The sequence below is a fragment of the Aquabacter spiritensis genome, from assembly GCF_004346185.1.
Classification (GTDB): Bacteria; Pseudomonadota; Alphaproteobacteria; order Rhizobiales; family Xanthobacteraceae; genus Aquabacter; species Aquabacter spiritensis.
Window position 1 is genome coordinate 52,289 of sequence record NZ_SMAI01000013.1, and the last position, 22,198, is coordinate 74,486.

24 protein-coding genes are annotated in these 22,198 nt (G+C 67.8%); 16 read left to right on the plus strand and 8 right to left on the minus strand.

Going from position 1 to position 22,198, the window contains the following annotated elements; genetic code table 11:
- Nucleotides 1–22 precede the first annotated feature (22 nt).
- The 3 genes from EDC64_RS18165 to hemB are packed head-to-tail and all read right to left on the minus strand — an operon-like array spanning nt 23 to nt 2,916.
- The gene (locus tag EDC64_RS18165) at nt 23–562 is read right to left on the minus strand and encodes an RDD family protein (protein ID WP_132034176.1); all 540 of its coding nucleotides are present in this window, start codon (nt 560–562) and stop codon (nt 23–25) included.
- Between the two features lie 60 nt (nt 563–622).
- Nucleotides 623–1,867: a threonine ammonia-lyase gene (locus EDC64_RS18170; RefSeq protein WP_132033999.1), complete on the minus strand. Its 1,245-nt coding sequence runs from the start codon at nt 1,865–1,867 to the stop codon at nt 623–625.
- Nucleotides 1,864–2,916, minus strand: coding sequence for a porphobilinogen synthase (gene hemB / locus EDC64_RS18175; RefSeq protein WP_132034001.1), 1,053 nt, complete (start codon nt 2,914–2,916; stop codon nt 1,864–1,866). Before hemB ends, EDC64_RS18170 begins: the two co-directional genes overlap by 4 nt.
- A gap of 179 nt (nt 2,917–3,095) precedes the next feature.
- On the opposite strand from hemB, the gene EDC64_RS18180 reads away from it, so the two are divergent.
- The 4 genes from EDC64_RS18180 (at nt 3,096) to EDC64_RS18195 (ending at nt 5,908) form a co-directional block, all read left to right on the plus strand.
- Nucleotides 3,096–4,172 carry an enoyl-CoA hydratase/isomerase family protein gene (locus EDC64_RS18180; RefSeq protein WP_132034003.1) on the plus strand — a complete coding sequence of 359 codons (1,077 nt, stop codon included), beginning with the start codon at nt 3,096–3,098 and terminating at the stop codon, nt 4,170–4,172.
- Nucleotides 4,169–4,600 (plus strand): DUF6163 family protein, encoded by a 432-nt coding sequence (locus tag EDC64_RS18185; protein WP_132034005.1) that lies wholly within the window; start codon nt 4,169–4,171, stop codon nt 4,598–4,600. Before EDC64_RS18180 ends, EDC64_RS18185 begins: the two co-directional genes overlap by 4 nt.
- A gap of 16 nt (nt 4,601–4,616) precedes the next feature.
- Complete coding sequence (locus EDC64_RS18190) at nt 4,617–5,273, plus strand: O-methyltransferase (protein WP_132034007.1); 657 nt, start codon at nt 4,617–4,619, stop codon at nt 5,271–5,273.
- 80 nt (nt 5,274–5,353) lie between these two features.
- Nucleotides 5,354–5,908, plus strand: coding sequence for a DUF4142 domain-containing protein (locus EDC64_RS18195; RefSeq protein WP_132034009.1), 555 nt, complete (start codon nt 5,354–5,356; stop codon nt 5,906–5,908).
- Between the two features lie 196 nt (nt 5,909–6,104).
- Here the strand turns inward: EDC64_RS18195 and EDC64_RS18200 are convergent, their stop codons facing one another.
- The 3 genes from EDC64_RS18200 to EDC64_RS18210 all read right to left on the minus strand — a co-directional run bounded on the left by EDC64_RS18200 (nt 6,105) and on the right by EDC64_RS18210 (nt 8,131).
- Complete coding sequence (locus EDC64_RS18200; protein ID WP_132034011.1) at nt 6,105–7,139, minus strand: c-type cytochrome; 1,035 nt, start codon at nt 7,137–7,139, stop codon at nt 6,105–6,107.
- A gap of 386 nt (nt 7,140–7,525) precedes the next feature.
- Nucleotides 7,526–7,741 carry a hypothetical protein gene (locus EDC64_RS18205; RefSeq protein ID WP_132034013.1) on the minus strand — a complete coding sequence of 72 codons (216 nt, stop codon included), beginning with the start codon at nt 7,739–7,741 and terminating at the stop codon, nt 7,526–7,528.
- A gap of 114 nt (nt 7,742–7,855) precedes the next feature.
- On the minus strand, nt 7,856–8,131 hold the full coding sequence (locus tag EDC64_RS18210) for a transcriptional regulator (protein WP_132034015.1): 276 nt from the start codon (nt 8,129–8,131) through the stop codon (nt 7,856–7,858).
- A gap of 127 nt (nt 8,132–8,258) precedes the next feature.
- On the opposite strand from EDC64_RS18210, the gene EDC64_RS18215 reads away from it, so the two are divergent.
- The 11 genes from EDC64_RS18215 (at nt 8,259) to EDC64_RS18265 (ending at nt 18,602) form a co-directional block, all read left to right on the plus strand.
- The gene (locus EDC64_RS18215) at nt 8,259–8,810 is read left to right on the plus strand and encodes a D-glycero-alpha-D-manno-heptose-1,7-bisphosphate 7-phosphatase (protein ID WP_132034017.1); all 552 of its coding nucleotides are present in this window, start codon (nt 8,259–8,261) and stop codon (nt 8,808–8,810) included.
- Nucleotides 8,779–9,933, plus strand: coding sequence for an AGE family epimerase/isomerase (locus EDC64_RS18220; RefSeq protein ID WP_132034019.1), 1,155 nt, complete (start codon nt 8,779–8,781; stop codon nt 9,931–9,933). The genes EDC64_RS18215 and EDC64_RS18220 overlap by 32 nt, the downstream gene beginning before the upstream one ends.
- 136 nt (nt 9,934–10,069) lie before the next feature.
- Nucleotides 10,070–10,687 (plus strand): glutathione S-transferase family protein, encoded by a 618-nt coding sequence (locus EDC64_RS18225; RefSeq protein WP_132034021.1) that lies wholly within the window; start codon nt 10,070–10,072, stop codon nt 10,685–10,687.
- 1 nt (nt 10,688) lies between these two features.
- Nucleotides 10,689–11,432 carry an MBL fold metallo-hydrolase gene (locus EDC64_RS18230; RefSeq protein WP_165933812.1) on the plus strand — a complete coding sequence of 248 codons (744 nt, stop codon included), beginning with the start codon at nt 10,689–10,691 and terminating at the stop codon, nt 11,430–11,432.
- Complete coding sequence (locus EDC64_RS18235) at nt 11,425–12,141, plus strand: uracil-DNA glycosylase family protein (protein WP_132034025.1); 717 nt, start codon at nt 11,425–11,427, stop codon at nt 12,139–12,141. Before EDC64_RS18230 ends, EDC64_RS18235 begins: the two co-directional genes overlap by 8 nt.
- A complete protein-coding gene (locus EDC64_RS18240) occupies nt 12,129–13,241 on the plus strand; it encodes an Mrp/NBP35 family ATP-binding protein (protein ID WP_132034027.1) in 1,113 nt (370 codons plus the stop codon). The genes EDC64_RS18235 and EDC64_RS18240 overlap by 13 nt, the downstream gene beginning before the upstream one ends.
- Nucleotides 13,242–13,373: 132 nt before the next feature.
- A complete protein-coding gene (locus EDC64_RS18245; protein ID WP_132034029.1) occupies nt 13,374–14,465 on the plus strand; it encodes a TRAP transporter substrate-binding protein in 1,092 nt (363 codons plus the stop codon).
- A 124-nt stretch (nt 14,466–14,589) separates the two neighbouring features.
- Nucleotides 14,590–16,455, plus strand: coding sequence for a DNA helicase RecQ (gene recQ / locus EDC64_RS18250; protein WP_132034031.1), 1,866 nt, complete (start codon nt 14,590–14,592; stop codon nt 16,453–16,455).
- 88 nt (nt 16,456–16,543) lie between these two features.
- Entirely contained in the window at nt 16,544–16,831 is a 288-nt protein-coding gene (gene gatC, locus EDC64_RS18255; protein WP_132034033.1) for an Asp-tRNA(Asn)/Glu-tRNA(Gln) amidotransferase subunit GatC, read from the plus strand.
- Entirely contained in the window at nt 16,828–18,312 is a 1,485-nt protein-coding gene (gene gatA / locus EDC64_RS18260) for an Asp-tRNA(Asn)/Glu-tRNA(Gln) amidotransferase subunit GatA (RefSeq protein WP_132034035.1), read from the plus strand. The genes gatC and gatA overlap by 4 nt, the downstream gene beginning before the upstream one ends.
- A complete protein-coding gene (locus tag EDC64_RS18265) occupies nt 18,309–18,602 on the plus strand; it encodes a chorismate mutase (protein ID WP_132034178.1) in 294 nt (97 codons plus the stop codon). Before gatA ends, EDC64_RS18265 begins: the two co-directional genes overlap by 4 nt.
- Before the next feature lie 24 nt (nt 18,603–18,626).
- On the opposite strand, the gene EDC64_RS18270 is transcribed toward EDC64_RS18265, so the two are convergent.
- Nucleotides 18,627–19,085, minus strand: a complete 459-nt coding sequence (locus tag EDC64_RS18270; protein WP_132034037.1) for a hypothetical protein — start codon at nt 19,083–19,085, stop codon at nt 18,627–18,629.
- Nucleotides 19,086–19,443: 358 nt separating this feature from the next.
- The gene (locus tag EDC64_RS18275) at nt 19,444–20,472 is read right to left on the minus strand and encodes a glycosyltransferase family 2 protein (RefSeq protein WP_132034039.1); all 1,029 of its coding nucleotides are present in this window, start codon (nt 20,470–20,472) and stop codon (nt 19,444–19,446) included.
- Nucleotides 20,473–20,656: 184 nt separating this feature from the next.
- Here EDC64_RS18275 and gatB point away from each other — a divergent pair, with 184 nt between their 5' ends.
- Nucleotides 20,657–22,153, plus strand: a complete 1,497-nt coding sequence (gene gatB, locus EDC64_RS18280; RefSeq protein WP_132034041.1) for an Asp-tRNA(Asn)/Glu-tRNA(Gln) amidotransferase subunit GatB — start codon at nt 20,657–20,659, stop codon at nt 22,151–22,153.
- Nucleotides 22,154–22,198: the final 45 nt, after the last annotated feature.

Sequence of the window (22,198 nt, forward strand, 5' to 3'; positions counted from 1 at the left end):
AAGGTTTCCGTCGCGCTCCGGCTCAAAATCGCGCGCGCCGCAGCGCGTCCGCGCGCGGCTCGGCATTGACGATCACGGTGCCGACGGCGAAATCGTGCAGCAGGCGCCGCCGGCTGTTGAACAGTCCGACCAACAGGACGAACGGCGTGAGGACGCTCATCGAGACCCAATAGCCGATGGCATGAACCGCGCCGAGCAACGCATAAGCCGGGGCGCCGTACCAGGTGCGCATTTCGAGATCCATGGCGCGCATGCCGAGGGTTGCGGAGGCCGGCGAGCCGAGGGTTACCGCATTGTACCAGACCGCCCAGATCACGAAGGCCGGGCCGAGCACCGGGAACAGCATCCAGCCGAGGCTCAGCGTCACGATGCCGAACACGAAGATGAACATGGCCAGAAGGACGATCGGTGCGACGATGATGACCGCGTCGATGCAGAAGGCCACCAGCCGGCGCGACAGCACGCCCTCGAAATATTCCGGCTGCGTCACCGGATCGTAGGCGTGGGGGCGGTCGGTGGCCAGGTCGGACAAGCGTCCCTGGTTCGGCGGCGTATACGGCATCTCGATCATCTCCTCGCGCCTATAGGTGGTGGAGGCGTGTGGCAGACGCAAGGCGTGCCGCTACCAGTCGGCGCCGCCTGCGCCGAGCCGCTGCACCGGCAGGCCCTCCGCCTCCAGCGCGCGTTGGATCGCCTCCGCATGCGCCTGATCGCGGGTCTCCACGGTGAGATCGAGCCGCGTGCCCTTCGCCGGTACGTCGAGGAAGGTGCGGCGGTGATGCACTTCCAGAATGTTGGCGCCGAGCTTGCCCAGCAGAGTGGAAATGCGGCCGAGCATGCCCGGTCGATCGAGGATGGTGAGGCGGAACGAGACGATGCGGTGGTCGCGCTCCAACTCGCGCATCATGATCCCGGCAAGCACCCGCGGGTCGATATTGCCGCCGCACAGGACGAGGCCGACCGTGCGGCCCCTGAAACGCTCGGGTTCGGTGAGCAGAGCCGCGAGCCCTGCCGCGCCGGCACCCTCCGCGACCGTCTTCTGAAGCGTGAGGAAGGCGTTGACCGCCCGCTCGAGGGCGCTCTCCTCCACCAGGACGATGTCGTGCACGAGGCGGGCGACGATTTCCGAGGTCAGTCGTCCGACATTGCGCACGGCGATGCCCTCCGCGAGGGTCGGACCACCGGAGGGACGCGTTTCGCCGTCCAGCCGATCGCGCATGGCCGGATAGAGCGCGGCCTCGACACCGACGACTTCTGTGCGGGGCGAGCGGCCCTTCACGGCGACGGCGATGCCGGAGATCAGCCCGCCGCCGCCCACCGGCACGACGATGCTGTCGAAGGCCGGACCGTCTTCGAGCATTTCGAGGCCGATGCTGCCCTGGCCGGCAATCACCTCGACGTCGTCATAGGGATGGACGAAAACCCGCCCTTCGACCTCGGCGATGCGCCGCGCCTCCTGCTCGGCGTCGGCCACCGTGTCGCCGAACAGAACCACCCGCGCGCCATAGGCCTCGGTGGCGAGAACCTTCACCTGGGGGGTCGTCTCCGGCATGACGATGGTGGTGGAGATGCCGAGACGGGTGCCGTGATAGGCCACGGCCTGGGCGTGATTGCCGGCCGACATGGCGATTACGCCGCGCGCCGCATCCTCGGCCGCAAGCCGGGCGAGCTTCGCCACCGCCCCGCGCTCCTTGAAGGAGGCGGTGAGCTGGAAATTCTCGAACTTGACCCAGACCTCCGCGCCGGTCAGCGCCGAGAGCCGGGGCGCCTGCAAAGTCGGCGTGCGCAGAACCGCCGCCGCGACCAGCGGCCGGACCGCCTCGATATCGGCGAGGGTGACGGGAAGGGGGGCCTCGGGACCGTTCATGACCGCGACGCCAGCAGCGTCGCGACGCGCGGGGCGAAATAGGTGAGGATGCCGTCCGCGCCGGCGCGCTTGAAGGCCATCAGGCTCTCCAGCATGATGCGCTCGCCATCGACCCAGCCGGCGCGCGCCGCGCCTTCGATCATCGCGTATTCGCCGGACACTTGGTAGGCATAGGTCGGCAGGCCGAACGTCTCCTTCAGCCGGTAGACGATGTCGAGATACGGCAGGCCGGGCTTCACCATCAGCATGTCGGCGCCCTCCTCGACGTCGAGCGCCGCCTCGCGCAGGGCTTCGAGGCCGTTGGCGGGGTCCATCTGATAGGTTCGCTTGTCGCCGGACAGGGTCTTGGCGGTGCCGATCGCATCGCGGAACGGGCCGTAGAAAGCGGAAGCGTATTTCGCCGCATAGGACATGATCTGCACGTCCTTGAATCCGGCGAGATCGAGTCCGGCGCGGATCGCGCCGACCCGCCCGTCCATCATGTCGGACGGCGCGATGACGTCGGCGCCCGCCTCGGCCTGGACCAGGGCTTGCCGCACCAGGATTTCCACCGTCTCGTCGTTCAGGATCCGGTCGTCGTGCAGCAGGCCGTCATGGCCGTGGCTGGTATAGGGGTCGAGGGCGACGTCGGTGACGAGGCCGAGATTGGGCACCGCGCTGCGGATGGCGCGCAGCGCGCGACAGACCAGATTGGCGTCGTTCAGCGCTTCGCTGCCGGTCGCGTCGCGCAGGTCCGGGTCGGTATAGGGAAACAGCGCCAGGGCGGGAATGCCGAGCGCGGCCGCGCGCTCGGCGGCCCGTACCGCTTCGTCGACGGTGAGGCGCTCGACGCCGGGCATGGAAGCGACCGGCGCGCGCTTGGCCTCGCCCTCCATCAGGAAGATCGGCCAGATCAGGTCGTCGACCGTCAATGTGTTCTCGCGCACCAGCCGGCGCGACCAGTCGCTCTTGCGATTTCGCCGCAGCCGGGTGGCGAGGCCGAGATCGCGGGCGGACGGGAGGGATTCGGCCTCGGGGGCGGATCGCAGGCGGGCGGGGCTGAGGGACATGGCGGCACTCACTGTCACGGCGGCCATTCGGCGCGCGCGGGATCTTCGGACGCAAGGCGGACCGCCGATCTATAGACCCTCCCATGGCCGCGCGCGAGCCTGACGGCGGGCACGGCCGTTGACGCTCGCGCCCGCCCCGTCTAACCCTCGCGCGTCCCGTCCCGCCGGAAGGAGCCCCAGTGACCAGCGAGCCCGAGGTCCTGTTCGCGCGCCGCGGCGAAGCCGGCATCATCACTCTGAACCGGCCGCGGGCGCTCAATGCTTTGACGCACGCCATGGTGCGCGAGATCCATCCCCGCCTGCGCGCCTGGGCGGAGGACCCCGGCATTACGCGCGTCGTCCTGAAAGCGAGCGGCGAACGGGCGTTCTGCGCCGGCGGCGACATCCGGGTTGTGTACGAGCTGGGCCGCGCCGGCCGGCACGACGACGCGATCGCCTTCTGGCACGACGAATATCTCCTGAACGCCTATATCGGCGCCTATCCCAAGCCCTATGTGTCGCTGATCGACGGGATCTGCATGGGCGGCGGGTTCGGCTTGTCCGCGCACGGCACCTATCGAGTCGCGGGCGAGCGCTATCTGTTCGCCATGCCGGAGGTGAATATCGGCCTGTTCCCGGACGTCGGCGGCACCCATGTCCTGCCGCGCATTCCCCGCGCCCGCGGCGTCTATCTCGCCTTGACCGGCGCCCGCATCAAGGCGGCGGACGCCTTCGCCGCCGGTCTCGCGACCCATGCCGTGCCTTCCGACCGGTTCGCGGCGCTGGAGGACGCGCTGTGCGAAGGCGGGATGGTCGCCGCGGTCCTCTCCGGCTTTCACCAGGATCCGGGACCCGCTCCGCTCGACGCGCAGGACGCTTTGATCACCGATGTGTTCGGCCGCACCGACCTCTACGACATCCTGGCCCGGCTCGATGCTCTGGCGGCGCAAGGCGGTGAGGACGGGGCATTCGCCGCCGCTGCGGCAAAGAGCATGCGGGCCGCCTGTCCGACCAGCCTCGCCATCGCCATGGAGCAGATGCGCCGCGGCCCCGGCCTCGATCTGGCGGGCTGCCTCGTCACCGAGTTCCGCATCGTCAACAGGGTGGCGCGCGGGCACGATTTCTACGAAGGCGTGCGGGCGGTGCTGGTCGACAAGGACAATGCCCCCCGCTGGGACCCGGCGCAGATCGACGCGGTCGATGCGGCAACGATCTCAGCGCACTTCGCGCCGCTCGAACACGACCTGCCGCTTTCGGCCGGGGCCGCCGGAGCATGACGCATTACGATCCGATCGATGCGAGCGCCAAGGCAAATCTCGAACGGCTGACGCCCTGGCGGCGGCGCCTGGTCTTTTTCCTGCGTGCCGTGTCGATGCTGCTGATCGCCGAATCGCTGTTCCACTGGGCCATTATCTGTGGCGTCGGGGAGGGGCAGTTCGGCGGCTTCGAGGATCTGCCGGCCATCGTCCAGATCGGCATCATCTGGGCGTCGATCATCGATCCGATCGCGGCGGTGGGGCTCTGGCTGGGGTCCGCGTGGGGGGTCGTGATCTGGCTGCTCGCGACGCTCACGCAGGTGACGCTTGGGCTCTGGGCGCCTGAGGGCACGGCGCGCCTCATCGTCCTGTCGGTCGTCGAGGTGGCGCTGGTGCTCGCTTATGCCGTTCTCTCCATCCGTGCGGCGCGGGAGAGCGACGAGGAGTGAACGGGGGGCCGGAAAGATGGATGTCTGGACGCGCGTCGACAGTTACGTCGCTGAAACCCTGATCGACGCCGATCCGGCCCTGGAGGCGGCGCTTGCTGCCAGCGATGCCGCCGGGCTCCCGCCGATCGCCGTGTCGCCCGCCCAGGGGCGCATGCTCGAACTGTTCGCCCGCATGATCGGCGCCCGCCGCGTCCTGGAAATCGGCACGCTCGCGGGCTATTCGACGCTCTGGCTCGCGCGCGGGCTGCCGGCGGACGGACGGATCGTCACGCTCGAGGCGGAGCCCGCCCATGCGGCGGTGGCGCGGGCCAATTTCGTCCGCGCCGGACTGGCTGAGCGGATCGATCTGCGGATCGGCCCGGCGCTCGACCTTCTGCCAGGGCTCTCGGGCGACGCGCCGTTCGATCTCGTCTTCATCGACGCCGACAAGCCCAGCAATCCGGACTATCTGCGCTGGGCGCTGCGCCTCACGCGACCCGGCAGCGTCATCGTCGCCGACAATGTGGTGCGCGAGGGCGCGGTGGCCGACGCCGCCAGCGCCGACCCGAAAGTTGTCGGTGTACGCCGCTATTTCGAGGGGCTGGCGGCCGATCCGCGGCTCGTGACGACCGTCGTCCAGACGGTGGGATGCAAGGGTTATGACGGCTTCGCCTTGACGCGGGTGGGGACCTGAGCCGCACAGCGGGTCCGGGCGCGGGGAACCGGGGCGGTGGGCGGCGGGTTTCGGAAGCGGGGGATCACAGGAGGCCGACCATGCCTGTCACCCGCGCCCGACTCGCGTTCGCCGCGACGCTTCTCTTCCAGATCCCGCTGCTCGGCCCGGCGGTCTCGATGGCCCTGCTGCCGACGGCGGCGCAGGCACAGACGCGCAGCATGCTGTCCGGCGTCACCTTCGTCGAGACGGCGGGCATTTCCAACCTGTTCGAAATGGAGTCGAGCGCGCTCGCGCTGAAGAAGAGCGAAAATCCTCAGATCCGGGCTTATGCCGAGCGCATGTCGCGCGACCATGCCGAAATCATGAGCCGCTTGAAATCGGCAGCTGCGGAGGCCTACGGCCAGATCCCCATCCCGACCGAACTCGACGCCCGGCACGAGGCGATGATCGAGAAGCTGAATGCGGCCCAGGGAACGGACTTCGACATGCTCTACGTTCAGTTGCAGACCCAGGCGCACCATGCGGCCGTCGGCGTGTACGCGGCCTATGCCACCGACGGCGACCAGTCCGTGCTCAAAAGCTTTGCCGAAAAGACGGTGCCGGTTCTGCGTGAGCATCTGGACGCGATCAAGGCGTTTGAGGTGAAGACTTAGTTGCCTGGTCGATCAGGTTGAAACAATCCGACCGGCGCTGCAGGGCGGTGGTGCGTGACGCAACGCCCATATCTGTCTGCGTGACGACCGTCCATCTCCGAAGACCAAGGTGGTATCCTGTTGGCGCCTAAGGAGGGGCTTCCTGCAGGATTAGGGGCAGGCGGCTCTGATGCGGCTCCCGTCCACGCCACCTATGTCAGCGGATATTGGGATTGGGCACTTCCCCGCGCACTTCCTTGAGCCTGGTGATTTCGGCTCGGATCGGTGCGAACGGCCCGTAGCGATGCTGCTCCAAGGAGAAGCTGTCGGCATAAGGCGGATAGCCCGCATCCACCGGCTTAAGCAGCAGGTTGGGGAAATCGCGATCAATGCCAGCCAACTGGGGCCGAGGTTGCGAAAGTACGAACGCCGCGACATCCCAGGCATCTTCCGGCACGAGCGTCGGAGCGACCCAGGATGTCCCGTTCGGCATGTTGTCATGGACGAAGTTGGCGAGCGTGATGAGCCGTGCGGTGCCAGCTCCGGTGTTGAAGCTGTCTTGGCCCCACAAAGGAGGGACGGCATAGCCCATCTCCGGCAGCGCCACGTTGCGCCTGACACCTGAGCCGTCCGGGCGATGGCAGTCCGCACAGGTGCGGGCATAGATCGCCGCGCCCCGCCCCGGATCCGCCGCACGATCCAGCTCTGGCATTGCGCCCGCGCCGGCCCCGATGATGGTCCCACCCACCGGAATATTGGTCGAGAGGACGCGGAGATAGGCGAGGATCGCCTGCATCGGCCGATCCTGCTCCGCCATCGGCCGTCCGTTCATGCTGCGCATCAGGCATTGATTGACGCGGTCGAAGATGGAGATCGAAGCGTTGGTCCGCGCGCTATAGGCGGGGTAGTCGGCGGACGCCGTGACCAAGGGTAGGGCGAATTTTTTCAGGCCGCCTCGCAGGTGGCAGTTCGTGCAGGCCAGATTGTTGCCGGCATATCGGGCTGCGGGATTGACGGCCGCGGGGCCGATATGCGCGTAGGTCGCCGCGATGATTGTGCGGCCATAGCGCGCGAGCCGGCCATTCTCGTCGTCCGGCAGGGCATCAAACGCCGGGATGTTCCAAACTGCGATATCCTTGACGGGCGACGGCGGCGCGGCACCGGATGGTGCAAAGGCCAGTAGCGTCGAAATTACCACCGCACTGGCGAAGACGACGATTAATTTGAAGCCACAGAAACCGGAACGTGTCATGGTAACAACCGACTATTGCCGCAGCCCGATAATCCTAGAAGCCTGTGCCTGAGGCAATATTGCTTCTAGTGGATTGACCGAAGCGGGGACATTTGATCAGGATTTTGTTCGGCGGTCGCTCGTGCGAGCCGAGCATATGCGCGGCGGATATCGATCGCGCGGGCCGCGGCTCGGCGGCGGCTCCATGCACGAACCTTGGATTGCAGTGCGCCGAAGCGCATGTCGCAGGCTTGTATCGTGCCGATGAGCCGGCTGGCAGCCGCGCTTCATGATCGAGGGCGTGGAAGGAGGCTGCGGGACGAGGCGCGCCCGCCCCCCGCGGCGACGTACGGAACAGAGGGTTCCAATCTTTGCAGGCCACCAAATCGGGTTGAGGGGTCTCGCGGCTAATTGCTGTTGGCGGCGATGCTGGCGAGCAGGCAGCGGGCGACCTCCTTGGTGACGCGGCGTTTATACTTGGCGTGGACCAATTGTCCATTGTGGTAAATGTCGTGTTCGACATAGACCATCTTGCCGTCCCACCTCAGGATATTGTCGCTCTCCGAAGTCTCGATCACGCCGAGGCCTTCGATGATCTGCCCTTCCAGCGGGTGCTTCAGCATTCGTTCCTCCCGGGGCCAGTGCGCCCCGCCTGTGTTTAGCCGGCTGCGCCGCGAACGGCCCGGGTCCGGGCCAGCCACAATATCGCAGTCTTTTTCCGCGACAAGCCGCGCCCCTCAGCCGTCGTTCGAAGCATTGAGCTGATCGGCGCGAAGCCCTTCCGGTGGCGGGCGAAGGCGCACGCCAGGCGCGCCGCCATCGATGAAGTCGACGCCAGCGGCCTCCAGGGTCTGACGCAGCGTTTCGATCAGGATGTCGTCGGGCGGGGCGCGGTCGAGCCCTGCGAGGATCGCATCCTCGACGCCGGCGCGGGCCGAAAGCTCCGACCGGGTCAGACCGAGAAGGGCGCATGCGGCAGCGATCTGCCGAACGGACACCGGGGGGAATTGCATCGCGCACCTCGCCAATCCAAGCGAGCCTGACACGGCCGCGTCCGCCGGTAAAGCGCCCCGGTGCGAAGGCGTGGCGCGGGCAAAGCTGGTATAAAGGAGGGAATCGGGCGAACCGAAAGGCAGAGGCATGGGGGTCCGCCGACCGGCTGTATTCCTGGACCGCGACGGCGTTCTCAACCAGGATTTCGGCTATATCGGCACGGCTGCGCGCTTCGTCTGGATCGACGGCGCCCGCGCCGCGGTGCGGCGCATCAATGCGGCCGGCTATTTCGCGTTCATCGTCACCAATCAGTCCGGCATCGGGCGCGGTCTCTATAGCGAGGATGATTACCGCGCCGTGATGGCCGTTCTCATGCGCGACCTTGCGCAGGCAGGGGCGCGGATCGACGATGTGCGTTATTGCCCCCATCATCCCGAGGCGCGTGTCGCGGCGTATCGCGAGGCGTGCGACTGGCGCAAGCCGGGGCCAGGCATGATCCTCGACCTCATGCGCCACTGGCCGGTCGAGCCGGAGCGGAGCTTCCTCGTCGGCGACAAGGACACGGACATGGCGGCGGCGGCCGCCGCCGGCATTCCCGGCCACCTCTTCCCCGGCGGCGATCTCGACGCCTTCCTCGCGCCGCTTCTGACACCCTTGGAGCCGGATCATGACCAAAGCCGCGGCCGCGATCCCCGCTGAGCCGGCCTACGGGGCGGCACGCGCGGCGTTGCTCGCCTGGCTGCGCGATACGGCGCTGCCGCTCTGGGCGGACCGCGGGATCGACCGGGCCGCCGGCGGCTTCTACGAGGGGCTGACGCCGGACGGACGGCCCACCGACGACCCGCGCCGTGCGCGTGTCGTCGCGCGCCAGATCTATGTCTTCTCGGTCGCCCGCCATCTCGGCTGGGACGGGCCGGCGGACGACATCGTGCGCCACGGACTCGCCGCGCTGGCGCGCCATCTGACGCCGGACGGACGGCTCATCCCGACGCTCGGCACAAAGGGCGAGACGGTGCGCGATGTGTTCGACCTCTACGACCATGCCTTCGTCCTGTTCGCACTTGCGGCGGCGGCCCGCGCCGGGCTGGCGGACGAAGCCCCCGCGCGGGCCTTGCTGGCGCGCATGGTCCGCACCCATGCGCACCCGGTCGCCGGCTTCCACGAAGGAGAGGGCGCGCCCCTCAAGGCCAATCCCCACATGCACCTGTTCGAGGCCTGCCTGGAATGGGAGGCGCTCTCCGCCGACCAAGCGTGGTCCGCGCTGGCCGACGCCATCGCCGAATTGTGCCTGTCCCGCCTGATCCATCCCGAGACCGGCGCCGTGCACGAATATTTCGACGCGACCTGGCAGAGGCTGACAGACCGCGCGGGCAGCGTGGTGGAGCCGGGCCATCAGTTCGAATGGGCCTGGCTGCTGATGCGCTGGGGCGCTGCGCGGGGGCGTCCGGATGCGCTGATCGCCGCGCGCCGGCTGGTGGCGCTCGCCGAACGGCACGGTGTCAAAGCGGGGTTCGCCATGTGCGAACTGAATGCCGACCTCACGCTGCGGGATGGCCGGGCTCGGCTGTGGCCGCAGACCGAGCGCATCAAGGCGCAGGTGGTGCTTGTGGCGGATGCCGCAGGGCCGGACGCGCGGGGCATGGCGCTGGCGCGCGCGACCGAGGCGGTGCAGGCGCTGATGCGTTTCTTCGACCATCCGGTGCCGGGAGGATGGTGGGAATATCTCTCCTTGGCGGGCGAGCCGGAGCAGGCGCCGAGCCGCGCCTCGAGCCTCTATCACATCGTCTGCGCCGCCGCCGTCCTCGCCGCCGCCTCGGCTTGACGCGGGGCGCGGCGCCATGGTCTCTCCGATGCGCCGCCGCCGACCCGCCCGGGGCGATCCGCCGGCGGGCGCCGTCGAGGTAGGTCGAAGGCGCCGGGACAAAAGACGGGTCTGATCCCCGAGGAGGTTCGGCGTCATGCAGCTTTATCTGTCCACCCGGTCGCCCAATCCGCGCCGCGTCCAGTTCTTCCTCGCGGAAAAGGGCATCACGGTTCCGACCGTCTTCGTCGACCTCGCCAAGATGGAGCATCTGGACGGCGACTTCCTGCGGCTCAATCCGCGCAAGAAGGTCCCGGTCCTGGTGCTCGACGACGGCACCGCGATCGCCGAGAGCATCGCCATCTGCCGCTATTTCGAGGCCGCGCAGCCCACGCCCAATTTGTTCGGTGCGACGCCGGCCGAGCAGGGGCTGGTCGAGATGTGGATGCGGCAGGCCGAGATCGAACTGATGCTGCCGGTGCAGTTCGCCTTCCGCCACCTCCATCCCGCCCTCGCCGAGCGCGAGGTGCCGCAGGTCAAGGAATGGGGCGAGGCGAACAAGCCGAAAGTGCTCGACTTTCTCGCTTATATGGATGCGCGGCTGAGCGGGAGCGCGTTCCTCGCCCTGGATCGCTTCACCATCGCCGACATCGTGGCCATCGTTGCGGTCGATTTCATGCGGGCCGCCCGCATCGCGGTGCCGGAAACGCTCACCCATGTCGCGCGCTGGCGGGCCGAGGTGTCGGCGCGTCCGGCGGCGGCGGCCGGGGTGTAGGATGCGCCTGACCGTCATCGGGTGCGGCGATGCCTTCGGCTCCGGCGGGCGGGGCAATAGCTGCTTCCATCTGGCGGCGGACCGCCTCTCAGTGGCGCTCGATTTCGGCGCCTCGGCCCTGGTGGACGCCAAAAGGCGCGGCGTCGACCCCGCTGGCCTCGACGCGGTGATCCTCAGCCATCTCCACGGGGACCATTTCGGAGGTCTGCCGTTCCTGCTGCTGGATGGCCAATATGGCGCCAGGCGCATCAAGCCTCTGACGATCGTCGGTCCGCCGGGCACCGCCGCCCGGCTCGCGGACCTTTGCGAGGCGATGTTTCCCGGCATGACCGGGACGACGTGGCGCTACGCCCACGAGGTGCGCGAAGTGGCGCCCGGCTCGGCCGTGACGCTCGGCGGTCTCGTCGTGGGCTCGGCGGAAGTGGTGCACAAATCCGGTGCGCCCTCGACTGCGCTGCGGATCGCGGGGGAGGGGCGCATCATCGCCTTTTCCGGTGATACGGAATGGACCGAGGCGCTCCTGCCCATCGCCGCCGGTGCCGACCTCTTCATCTGCGAATGCTACCGGTTCGATGGCGCGCCGACCGGTCACATGGCCTATGAGACGCTGGCCGCGCGCGATGCCGAGCTCGGTGCGAAACGCATCCTGCTCACCCATATGAGTGCGGCGATGTGGGCGCGCCGGGCGGAGGTGGACGGCGCGCGCTTCCAGGTGGCGGAGGACGGCCTGACGATCGATGTCTGACACAGCCCGTTCAGGGGCGGAGGAGCTGGACGCCTTGGTGGCGCGGATCCGCGCCTGCCGGGTGTGCCGCGACGCACCGCTGCGGGTGCCCCTGCCGCACGCCCCGCGCCCCGTGCTTCGCGTGTCCGCAACCGCGCGCATTCTGATTGCAAGCCAGGCGCCGGGCACCAAGGTCCATCTGTCGGGCCTGCCCTTCACCGACGCCTCGGGCGACCGGCTGCGGCGCTGGATGGGGGTCGATGCCGCGACCTTCTACGATGCGCGCCGCATCGCCATCGCCCCCATGGGATTCTGCTTTCCAGGACAGGATGCGAAAGGCGGCGACCTGCCGCCGCGCCGGGAATGCGCGGCGCACTGGCACGACACGCTGTTCGCGACCCTGCCGGATTTCGACCTCGTTCTGGCGATCGGCCGCCCGGCGCAGGCCTATCATCTGCGCCGCCTCGCGCTCGGGCACCTGATCCGCCCAGGGCTGACCGAGACGGTGGCCGGCTGGCGCGCGGTGCGCGCCTCGCGCAACGATACGCGGGTCTATGCCCTGCCGCATCCGTCCTGGCGCAACACCGGCTGGCTGAAGCGCAATCCCTGGTTCGAGGCCGAGCTGCTGCCGGAGTTGCAGGCCGACATCGCCGCCAGCCTCGACCGCGCGCGGCACCTGTGCGAAGGAGAGACGACAGACGATCGGGAGGCGGCGACATGGCCGAAGTGACGGAAGACGGCGTGCGGCAAGCGCTCGCCAAAGTGCGCACGCCCGAGGGCGCCCCGCTCTCCGCTTCGCCGGCGCTGTCCGGCATCGTCGTCGCCAGCGGCAAGGTCTATCTCTCGATCAATGTCGATGCCACGCAGGTGCGGGCCTGGGAAAGCGTACGGATCGCCGCCGAGGAGACGGTGCGGGCGCTGCCGGGCGTCGGCTCGGCGCTCGTCGCGCTCACGGCCGAGCGCAAGAGCGGCGCCCGCCCGGCCGGTCCGCCCACTGCGCCGAGCCCCAGCGGCGGGAAGGCGATCGAAGTGCCCGGCGTGGCCGCCATCATCGCGGTCGCGTCGGGGAAAGGCGGGGTCGGCAAGTCGACCCTCGCGATCAATCTCGCGCTCGGCCTGCGCGATCTCGGCCTCAAGGTCGGCCTGCTCGATGCCGACATTTACGGCCCCTCGGTGCCGCGCCTGTCCGGCGTCCATGCCAAGCCCGAGGTGATCGAGGGCCGCACGATGATGCCGCTCGACAATTTCGGCCTTCAGCTGATGTCGATCGGCTTCATGGTCGAGGAGGACACGCCGATGATCTGGCGTGGTCCCATGGTCATGTCGGCGCTCTCGCAGATGCTGCGCGAGGTCAAATGGGGACCGCTCGACGTGCTGGTGGTGGACATGCCGCCGGGCACGGGCGATGCCCAGCTCACCATGGCCCAGCAGGTCAATCTCGCCGGGGCGGTGATCGTCTCGACGCCGCAGGACCTCGCTTTGATCGATGCCCGGCGCGGCATCGCCATGTTCCAGAAGGTGAATGTGCCGATCCTCGGCGTGGTCGAGAACATGTCCTATTTCCTGTGCCCGCATTGCGGCGAGCGTTCGGACATTTTCGGCCATGGCGGGGCGCGCCACGAGGCGGAGAAGCTCGGCGTGCCGTTCCTCGGCGAGGTTCCGCTGCACATGCGGATCCGCGAAATGTCGGATGCCGGACTGCCCATCCTCGTCTCCGATCCGGACAGCCCGCAGGCTGCGACCTATCGGGAGATCGCGCGCGGCGTCCAGGCCGCGATGCAGCGCGTGGGATCGACCGCCCGCAAGGCGCCGCGCATCGTGATCGAGTGAGGTTGCGGGCCGCGGCGCATTCGCCTTTCGGATAAGGCGCTGCCGCTTCCCTCGGCGCCGACCTCGCTCTAGAAGGATCCGGGGGTGAACGTTCACCGCGCGTTCCACAAGATGAATTTGAGGGAGCAGCCCATGAAACGTCGTGAATTCCTGACCGCAGCCGGTGCCGGCGTCGCCGCCACGACGGCGGTCGCCATGCCGGCCATCGCGCAGTCCATGCCCGAGCTGAAGTGGCGCTGCACGTCGTCCTTCCCGAAGTCGCTCGACACCATCTACGGCGCGGCCGAGCTGATGGCGAAGACGGTCTCCGAGGCGACCGACGGCAAGTTCCAGATCCAGGTGTTCGCTGCCGGCGAAATCGTGCCCGGCCTGCAGGCCCTCGACGCCACGCAGAACAACACCGTCGAGATGTGCCACACGGCGTCTTATTATTACGTGGGCAAGGATCCGACCTTCGCGTTCGGCTCGGCCTTTCCGTTCGGCCTCAATGCGCGCCAGATCAACGCCTGGTTCTATCATGGCGGCGGTCTGACCCTGCTGAACGAGTTCTATAAGAAGTACAACGTCTACATGCTGCCTGGCGGCAATACGGGCGGTCAGATGGGCGGCTGGTTCCGCAAGGAGATCAAGACCGTTCAGGACCTGCAGGGCCTGAAGATGCGGATCGCCGGCATCGCCGGACAGATCATGTCCAAGCTCGGCGTCGTGCCCCAGCAGCTCGCCGGTGGCGACATCTATCCGGCGCTCGAGAAGGGCACGATCGACGCGGCGGAATGGGTCGGTCCCTATGACGACGAGAAGCTCGGTCTGCAGAAGGTCGCGCCCTATTATTATTATCCCGGCTGGTGGGAAGGCTGCGCTTCGCTGACCTTCTTCTACAACCAGGCGAAGTGGAACGAGCTGCCGAAGAGCTATCAGGCGATCCTGACCAGCGCGGCAGCCCAGGCGAACGGCGACATGCTCGCCAATTACGATTCCAAGAACCCGGCTGCGATCCAGCGGCTGGTGAAGGCCGGCACGCAGCTCCGCCGCTATCCCAACGAGGTCATGGACGCCGCCTACAAGGTCGCCCAGGACCTCTACGAGGAGATCGGCGCCAAGAACCCGGACTTCAAGAAGGTTCACGAGGCCGCGCGGGCGTTCCGCAACGAGGAATATCTGTGGTGGCAGATCGTCGAATATACCTATGACGATTACATGGTCCGCGCCCGCACCCGCGGCTGAGCGGATTTCCAAAGCCTCCTGAAGGGAGCGGCCCGGAGCTTCGGCTCCGGGCCTTTTTTGTGCGCGGCGCGGCTTTCCGGCGCCGGCGTGCTTGTCGCGGGGGACGGCGGGGCTATAAGGCGCCATGCCCGTCGATTCCCGCTTCGACCTCGCCGACGGCCACGCTCGCGGACCCGCACCCGCCGGCGCGCTGCGCGATCCCGCCGAAATCCTGCGCCATGTCTTCGGCTATGAGGCGTTCCGCGGCCGCCAGGGCGAGGTGGTCGCCCACGTCACGGGCGGCGGCGACGCGCTGGTCCTGATGCCGACCGGCGGCGGCAAATCGCTCTGCTATCAGGTGCCGGCGCTGGCGCGGGCGGGCACAGGCATCGTGGTCTCGCCGCTGATCGCCCTGATGCACGACCAGGTGCAGGCGCTGCGGCAGCTCGGGGTGCGGGCGGCGGCCCTCAATTCCACGCTGTCCCCGGGCGAGGCGCGCCAGGTCGAGCGCGCGCTCGCCATGGGCGAACTCGATCTCCTTTATGTCGCGCCCGAGCGGCTTCTCACCGAAGCGTTCCTCACTTTGCTGCAGGGCGCGCACATTGCTCTGTTCGCGATCGACGAGGCGCATTGCGTCTCGCAATGGGGCCACGATTTCCGCCCGGAATATCGCCAGCTCACCGTGTTGCACGAGCGCTTTCCCGCCGTGCCGCGAGTGGCGCTCACCGCCACCGCCGACGGGCCGACGCGGCGCGAGATCGTCGAGCGGCTGGGGCTGGAGGAGGGGAAGGTCTTTCTCGCCTCTTTCGACCGGCCCAACATTCGGTATCGCATCGCGCCGAAGATCCAGCCGCGCCAGCAATTGCGCACCTTCCTCGATGCCCATCCGGGGGAGGCGGGGATCATCTACTGCATGAGCCGCGCCAAGGTGGAGGCGACGGCGGAAATGCTGGCGACCGAGGGGCGGACCGCGCTGCCTTATCATGCCGGTCTCGACCCGCAGGTGCGGGCCCGGAACCAGGAGCGCTTCCTGAAGGAGGAGGGCGTCCTGATGGTGGCGACCATCGCCTTCGGCATGGGGATCGACAAGCCCGACGTGCGCTTTGTGGTGCATCTCGATCTGCCGAAGAGCATCGAGAGCTATTATCAGGAGACCGGCCGCGCCGGCCGCGATGGACTGCCCTCGGAAACCCTCCTGCTCTACGGCATGGAGGACGTGGCGAAGCTGATCCAGTTCGTCGAGGCCTCGGACGCGCCGGACGCCCGCAAGCGGGTGGAGCGCAGCAAGCTCGATGCCCTGATCGGCCTGTGCGAGACGGCGAGCTGCCGGCGCACCGTGATGCTGTCTTATTTTGACGAGGGGCCGAGCCCGCCGTGCGGCAATTGCGACACCTGCCTCGAGCCGGTGCGCACCTATGACGGCACGGAGCGGGTCCAGAAGCTGCTGTCCTGTGTCTACCGGACCGGCGAAAAGTTCGGCGCCGGCCATATCGTGGACGTGCTGCTCGGGACGGCGACCGAGAAGGTCACGCGGTTCGGCCACGACAAAGTGTCCACCTTCGGCATCGGCAAGGACGTGCCGCGCGAGGAGTGGCGGGCGATCGTCCGGCAGATGGTCTCGCTCGGCCTGCTCAGCCTCGACGTCGAGGGACATGGCGGGCTCAGCCTCGCCGCCGCTTGCCGACCGGTGCTTCGCGGCGAGCGGCGGGTCGAGCTGAAGGCGGAAACCCGCGCCCGGGCGGCCAAGGTCGCGGGCGGCGGGCGCCCGCCCAAGGCCGTGCTCGAGGATCCCCACGACGAGGCGCTCTATCAGAAGCTCCGCGCACTTCGCCTCGATCTCGCGCGCGCCCAGAGCGTGCCGCCTTACGTGATCTTCCACGACGCCACCTTGATGGAGATGGCGCGGCTGCGGCCGCGCTCGCTCGCCGCCCTCGGCGACGTGTCCGGTGTCGGGGAGGCCAAGCTGGAGCGTTACGGTCCGCAGTTCTTGGCGGTGGTGCGGGAGGGGTAGGGCCACCCCTTCGCATTTGCCTCGCAATTCGCCCGCTTGCTATAGGCGGGGGCAGGGTGCCTGCGGGCGCCGGGTCAAGGAGCCAGTCATGTCGGTCGATCTAGGGACGGTGCGGCGCGTCGCGCATCTCGCGCGCATCGCGGTGCGGGAAGAGGAGCTGCCGGCCCTGGCCGGAGAGCTGAACGCGATCCTCGCCTTCGTCGAGCAGCTCTCGGCGATCGACGTGTCCGAGATCGAGCCGATGACCAGCATCGTCCCCCTGGCCTTGCCGATGCGCGAGGACGTGGTGAGCGACGGCCATTATCCCGACCGCATCCTCGCCAACGCGCCCGAGGCCGAGGGCGGGTTCTTCACCGTGCCGAAGGTGGTGGAATGACCGCGCTCAATCAACTCACCCTCACCCAGGCGCGCGAAGGGCTCGCATTGGGCGAATTCACCGCGGTCGAACTGACCGAAGCCTATCTGGCGGCCATGGAGGCGGCGCGGAACCTGAACGCCTTCACCGTGGCGACCGCCGACAAGGCCCGCGCCATGGCGGAGCGGGCGGATGCGCGCATTGCCGCGGGGGAGGCCGGTCCGCTGGAGGGTCTGCCGCTCGGCGTGAAGGACATGTTCGCGACCGAAGGCGTCCCGACCACCGCGTGCTCGAAAATTCTGGACGGCTTCGTGCCGCCCTACGAATCGACGGTGACGGACCAGCTGTGGCGTGACGGGGCGGTGCTGCTCGGCAAGCTCAACAATGACGAATTCGCCATGGGCTCGTCGAACGAGACCTCGGCCTTCGGCCCGGTGGTCTCACCCTGGCGGCGCGAGGGCGATGAAACACCGCTGGTGCCTGGCGGCTCCTCCGGCGGTTCGGCGGCTGCCGTCGCCGGCTTCCTCTGCGCCGGCGCCACCGGCACGGACACTGGCGGCTCGATCCGCCAGCCCGCGGCCTTCACCGGCACGGTTGGCATCAAGCCGACCTATGGCCGCTGCTCGCGCTGGGGCATCATCGCCTACGCCTCCTCGCTCGATCAGGCCGGCGCGTTCGCGCGCACCGTCAACGACGCGGCGATCCTGCTGCGCTCGATGGCGGGTCACGATCCGAAGGATTCCACCAGCGTCCAGCTCCAGGTCCCGGATTACGAGGATGCGGTCGGCGCCTCGGTGCGCGGAAAGCGGATCGGCATTCCGCGGGAATACCGCGTGGACGGCATGTCGCAGGAGATCTGCGAATTGTGGGACCAGGGCGCGCAGATGCTGCGCGACGCCGGTGCGGACGTGGTCGACATCACGCTGCCCCACACCCGCTATGCGCTCCCGGCCTATTACATCGTCGCTCCGGCGGAGGCCTCGTCCAACCTCGCCCGTTATGACGGGGTGCGTTACGGTGCGCGGGTCCCGGGTCGCGACGTGATCGACATGTATGAGCGCACCCGCGCGGCCGGCTTCGGCGCCGAAGTGAAGCGGCGCATCATGATCGGCACCTACGTGCTCTCGGCGGGCTATTACGACGCTTATTATCTGAAGGCGCAGCGGGTGCGCACGCTGATCAAGCGCGACTTCGACGACGTGTTCGCGGCGGGGGTCGATGCGATCCTCACCCCGACCACGCCCTCGCCAGCCTTCGCCATCGGCGAGAAAACCAGCGCCGATCCGGTCGAGATGTATCTCAACGACGTCTTCACCGTGACCGTGAACCTCGCCGGCCTGCCGGCAATCTCGGTACCCGCCGGCTTCTCGGCCGACGGACTGCCGCTCGGCCTGCAGCTGATCGGGCGGCCGTTCGAGGAGGAGACGCTGTTCTCGCTCGCCCAGGCGATCGAGGAGGCCGCCGGCCGCTTCCCGGTCGAGGATCTCTGGTGGCGCCGATGAGCGCGGTCGATCCGGCGCTGGCCGCCGCCCGCGTCGAGATCGACGCGATCGACGACCGGATCGTCGATCATTTGGTGGAGCGGGTCGCGGTGGTACGGCGGGTGGTGGGGATCAAGCAGGCGGCGGGCATTCCGGCGCTGCTTCCCGACCGTGTCGAAGAGGTGGTCGCCCGGGTCTGCGACCGCGCTTGCGCGAAGGGAATCCCGCCGGACCTCGCCGAAGAGGTCTGGCGCACCATCATCGCCTGGACCGTGCGCTTCGAGGAGAGCCAGCTCGACGCTAAGGAGTGAGCCGGCCGCCGAAGCGGCGGCGCTTCAGTGGCTGTGTCCGCCCTGTCGCGGCGGGGGCGTCCAGACCGGATAGGTGTCGATGTCCTGCTGCGTCCACCTTTTGCCGGCGAGACGCGAGAGGATCTTCTGCGGGCCGGGATGGCCCGGCTGGCAATGGCGCTGGGCGTAGCGGAACATCGAGATCATCGGGCCGAGTTCTTCGGATCTCACGGGAATGTCCGCGACGCCTCTGTTGCGTGACGCATATTTATCGAAGGTGCGACGCTCGTCGATGACCGCGCTGTAAAACGCCTTCCGCTCCTTCTGCTCGTCCGTGAGCTTCTGCTCGGCGGGCTCGACCGGGATATGGGCGGCGGTGAGGACCCATTTGATCGTATCCGTCGCCACTGTCAGGTGACTTCGGGTTCGCTGCATCAGATGGGCCATGCGCTCGATATAGGTGAAGACATAGATCACGTCATCCAGGCTGAGTTGGCCCTGCATCGCGTAACTCCGGTGATTATGCGTTCGTCGCGATCATCGACATTGCATTCGAATGAATAGAATGAGTAAAATATCCGACGAGACATGTTGAGCGGAAGAAAAAACGGGATATATCGCCCCTCAAGCTATCACAGGTCCTTCGGCGAAGGGGAGCGCAATGGTACCGATCCAGAACAGTGTCGGTCGAGGGACATTGTTCAGCGCGGATTGGGAAAGAGCGTCGCCGAAGAAATCCAATATCCTCCGCGGTGCCTGCCGAGGGGGCGTCAGGTTCAGGGCGGGCTGATCGCGGCGGCGGCGGTCGTGCAGGCGGGGATGGAAGCGATCCGGACGGATGCCGGTGCGCGTCCGGATCGGATTATCCCACGCGCTGGCGGAGAATGCGGCGCATGATGGACCGGCGGTATTTGCGGATCTCCCGGGCCAGCGCGACGTGGAACGGCGCCGTCGCGCGGGCCATGTCGTAGCGCAGCGTTTCGACCTCCCGCGCCTGGGCGCGCGCCGTCTCGATGAGAGTGTCCACGCTGTCGAGAATGCGGCGATAGGGGAAGGTTGCGGCGAGGTCGCCATGACGGACCACGCCACGCCGGTTGACGAAGGGCTGGGTTCGCAGCGCCCCGGCCGCATAGGGCAAATAGGCGTGAAGAAGGCGCTCCGGATCCTGAAGCGCAAGGCCGGGCTCGTCGATGAGCGCCCGCGCGCCTTCGATGAGATGGGCCGAGGCGTTGGTCTGATAATCGGGCCGGGCGCGCCAGCGCATATAGCTGATCAAGCACTTGGCCGTGAGCTGGGCGGTCGAACGGATCGGGAAATGGGCGAGATCGACGCTGGCCAGGAGCCGCTTCGGCATCTCGACATGCCAGTGGCTGACCTCATGGTTGCCGTCGCTCACGAGGGCCTCGGAATGACCCGCAATGGCGCCGGGAATGATCACCTTGTTGCCGATGCGGTCGAGGTCGAGAACGCGGGTGCAGGCGAGAGGGTCGGCGGGCGGTGCGGCGAGGTCCGGCACGTAATTGGTGAGGCTGAAGGCACCGATATGCGGCGCCGGCAGGGCGGCAAGCTCGGCCTCGAGCCGCGCACGGTCGGGCGCATCGATGAATTCATCGGCATCGATCGGCAGAATGAAGTCCCAAGCCTCCTGCCGCATGGCGTGCCGCATCAGGCGCGTGGTGCGCTGGCCCTGGCTGAAGCTCGCATGCTGTCCGTCCGCGACCAGCTCCACCGGCAGGCCTTCCGCCTGCAGCAAGGCGAGAATGCGTGGCGTCGCATCGCTCGACCCGTCGTCGATCACGTACATCCGATCGAGAAAGGTGAGGTTGTGGCGCACGAAGGCCTCGATGATGTCCGCTTCGTCGCGTGCCATCGTGAGGGAGGCCAGGCGCATGGGGTTTTCTCCAGAGGTTGGGCGCGTCGCGCGCCCGGCCCTTTAGCATGCCCGCGGCACGCGCCGAAACGGCCGGTTGCCAGAGGCCGCCGTGCCGGAGTAGGGACACGGGTCGATTGCGCCGTCCGCCGCGGAGGCCGAAGGTTTCCGACCCGGCGGATCGCATTCCAGGGATGACGACGCGATGAATGCACACGCCCGCCCCGCCGACGCCCGCAAGCTGATCAAGGGGGCCACCGGCGACTGGGAAGTGGTGATCGGGATGGAGATCCATGCCCAGGTCTCCACCCAAGCCAAGCTGTTCTCCGGGGCCTCGACCGCCTTCGGCGGCCCGCCGAACGACCACGTGTCGCTGGTGGATGCGGCCATGCCGGGCATGCTGCCGGTGATCAACGGCGCGTGTGTCGCCCAGGCGGTGCGCACCGGGCTCGGGCTGAAGGCGCAGATCAACCTGCGTTCGGTGTTCGACCGCAAGAACTACTTCTATCCCGATCTGCCGCAGGGTTATCAGATCAGCCAGTATAAGAGCCCGATCGTCGGCGAGGGCGAAGTCGTGGTGGACCTGCCGGACGGCGAGAGCATCCTGGTCGGCATCGAGCGGCTGCATCTCGAACAGGATGCCGGCAAGTCAATCCACGACCTCTCGCCCTCGCGCAGCTTTGTCGACCTGAACCGCTCCGGGGTCGCGCTGATGGAGATCGTTTCGCGGCCCGATCTGCGCTCCGCCGAGGAGGCCCGCGCCTATGTGACCAAGCTGCGCTCGATCCTGCGCTATCTCGGCACCTGCGACGGCGACATGGAGAAGGGAAATCTGCGCGCCGACGTGAACGTCTCGGTGCGCCGTCCGGGCGCGCCGCTCGGCACGCGCTGCGAGATCAAGAACGTCAATTCGATCCGCTTCATCGGTCAGGCCGTGGAGGCCGAGGCGCGGCGCCAGATCGACATCATCGAGGATGGCGGGGTGATCGTTCAGGAGACCCGGCTGTTCGATCCCGGCCGCGGCGAGACCCGCTCGATGCGCTCGAAGGAAGAGGCGCACGATTATCGCTATTTCCCCGACCCCGATCTTCTGCCGCTGGTGATCGAACCGGGCTTCGTCTCCGACCTGGAGCGTGCGCTGCCGGAACTGCCCGACGCGAAGAAGGCACGCTTCATCGCGGAATACGGACTGACGCCCTACGACGCGGCGATCCTGGTCGCCGAGAAAGAGACGGCGGATTATTTCGAGGCCGCGGCCACGTCCGGCGGCACGCCGCGCAACGCCAAGCTGGTCGCCAATTGGATCATGGGCGACGTTGCGGCCTATGCCAACACGACGGGCGTGTCGATTTCCCGCACGCCGGTCTCGGCAGAACAGGTGGCGGGCTTGGTCGATCTGATCTCGGACGGGACGATCTCCGGCAAGATCGCCAAGGATGTGCTGATCATCATCCTGGAGGAGAAATATGCCGGCGCGCCGCGCGCTCTTGTCGAGGCGCGCGGGCTGAAGCAGGTGACGGACACCGGCGCGATCGAGAAGGTGGTGGACGACATTATCGCCGCCAATCCCGACAAGGTGGCCCAACTCCAGGCCAAGCCGACCATGCTCGGCTGGTTCGTCGGCCAGGCCATGAAGGCCTCCGGCGGCAAGGCCAATCCGCAGGCGGTCAACGACATCCTGAAGATCAAGCTCGGCCTGTAACGCCCTGCGCCGCCGGAGCGGGAGGCAAAGAGGGCGACGCCCAGC

What these genes read in the sequence shown, in the direction of transcription:
- EDC64_RS18165 (WP_132034176.1), bottom strand. Translation starts at nt 562, where the DNA reads ATGCCGTATACGCCGCCGAACCAGGGACGCTTGTCCGACCTGGCCACC.
- EDC64_RS18170 (WP_132033999.1), bottom strand. Translation starts at nt 1,867, where the DNA reads ATGAACGGTCCCGAGGCCCCCCTTCCCGTCACCCTCGCCGATATCGAG.
- hemB (WP_132034001.1), bottom strand. Translation starts at nt 2,916, where the DNA reads ATGTCCCTCAGCCCCGCCCGCCTGCGATCCGCCCCCGAGGCCGAATCC.
- EDC64_RS18185 (WP_132034005.1), top strand. Translation starts at nt 4,169, where the DNA reads ATGACGCATTACGATCCGATCGATGCGAGCGCCAAGGCAAATCTCGAA.
- EDC64_RS18190 (WP_132034007.1), top strand. Translation starts at nt 4,617, where the DNA reads ATGGATGTCTGGACGCGCGTCGACAGTTACGTCGCTGAAACCCTGATC.
- EDC64_RS18195 (WP_132034009.1), top strand. Translation starts at nt 5,354, where the DNA reads ATGCCTGTCACCCGCGCCCGACTCGCGTTCGCCGCGACGCTTCTCTTC.
- EDC64_RS18200 (WP_132034011.1), bottom strand. Translation starts at nt 7,139, where the DNA reads ATGACACGTTCCGGTTTCTGTGGCTTCAAATTAATCGTCGTCTTCGCC.
- EDC64_RS18205 (WP_132034013.1), bottom strand. Translation starts at nt 7,741, where the DNA reads ATGCTGAAGCACCCGCTGGAAGGGCAGATCATCGAAGGCCTCGGCGTG.
- EDC64_RS18210 (WP_132034015.1), bottom strand. Translation starts at nt 8,131, where the DNA reads ATGCAATTCCCCCCGGTGTCCGTTCGGCAGATCGCTGCCGCATGCGCC.
- EDC64_RS18215 (WP_132034017.1), top strand. Translation starts at nt 8,259, where the DNA reads ATGGGGGTCCGCCGACCGGCTGTATTCCTGGACCGCGACGGCGTTCTC.
- EDC64_RS18220 (WP_132034019.1), top strand. Translation starts at nt 8,779, where the DNA reads ATGACCAAAGCCGCGGCCGCGATCCCCGCTGAGCCGGCCTACGGGGCG.
- EDC64_RS18225 (WP_132034021.1), top strand. Translation starts at nt 10,070, where the DNA reads ATGCAGCTTTATCTGTCCACCCGGTCGCCCAATCCGCGCCGCGTCCAG.
- EDC64_RS18230 (WP_165933812.1), top strand. Translation starts at nt 10,689, where the DNA reads ATGCGCCTGACCGTCATCGGGTGCGGCGATGCCTTCGGCTCCGGCGGG.
- EDC64_RS18235 (WP_132034025.1), top strand. Translation starts at nt 11,425, where the DNA reads ATGTCTGACACAGCCCGTTCAGGGGCGGAGGAGCTGGACGCCTTGGTG.
- EDC64_RS18240 (WP_132034027.1), top strand. Translation starts at nt 12,129, where the DNA reads ATGGCCGAAGTGACGGAAGACGGCGTGCGGCAAGCGCTCGCCAAAGTG.
- EDC64_RS18245 (WP_132034029.1), top strand. Translation starts at nt 13,374, where the DNA reads ATGAAACGTCGTGAATTCCTGACCGCAGCCGGTGCCGGCGTCGCCGCC.
- recQ (WP_132034031.1), top strand. Translation starts at nt 14,590, where the DNA reads ATGCCCGTCGATTCCCGCTTCGACCTCGCCGACGGCCACGCTCGCGGA.
- gatC (WP_132034033.1), top strand. Translation starts at nt 16,544, where the DNA reads ATGTCGGTCGATCTAGGGACGGTGCGGCGCGTCGCGCATCTCGCGCGC.
- gatA (WP_132034035.1), top strand. Translation starts at nt 16,828, where the DNA reads ATGACCGCGCTCAATCAACTCACCCTCACCCAGGCGCGCGAAGGGCTC.
- EDC64_RS18265 (WP_132034178.1), top strand. Translation starts at nt 18,309, where the DNA reads ATGAGCGCGGTCGATCCGGCGCTGGCCGCCGCCCGCGTCGAGATCGAC.
- EDC64_RS18270 (WP_132034037.1), bottom strand. Translation starts at nt 19,085, where the DNA reads ATGCAGGGCCAACTCAGCCTGGATGACGTGATCTATGTCTTCACCTAT.
- EDC64_RS18275 (WP_132034039.1), bottom strand. Translation starts at nt 20,472, where the DNA reads ATGCGCCTGGCCTCCCTCACGATGGCACGCGACGAAGCGGACATCATC.
- gatB (WP_132034041.1), top strand. Translation starts at nt 20,657, where the DNA reads ATGAATGCACACGCCCGCCCCGCCGACGCCCGCAAGCTGATCAAGGGG.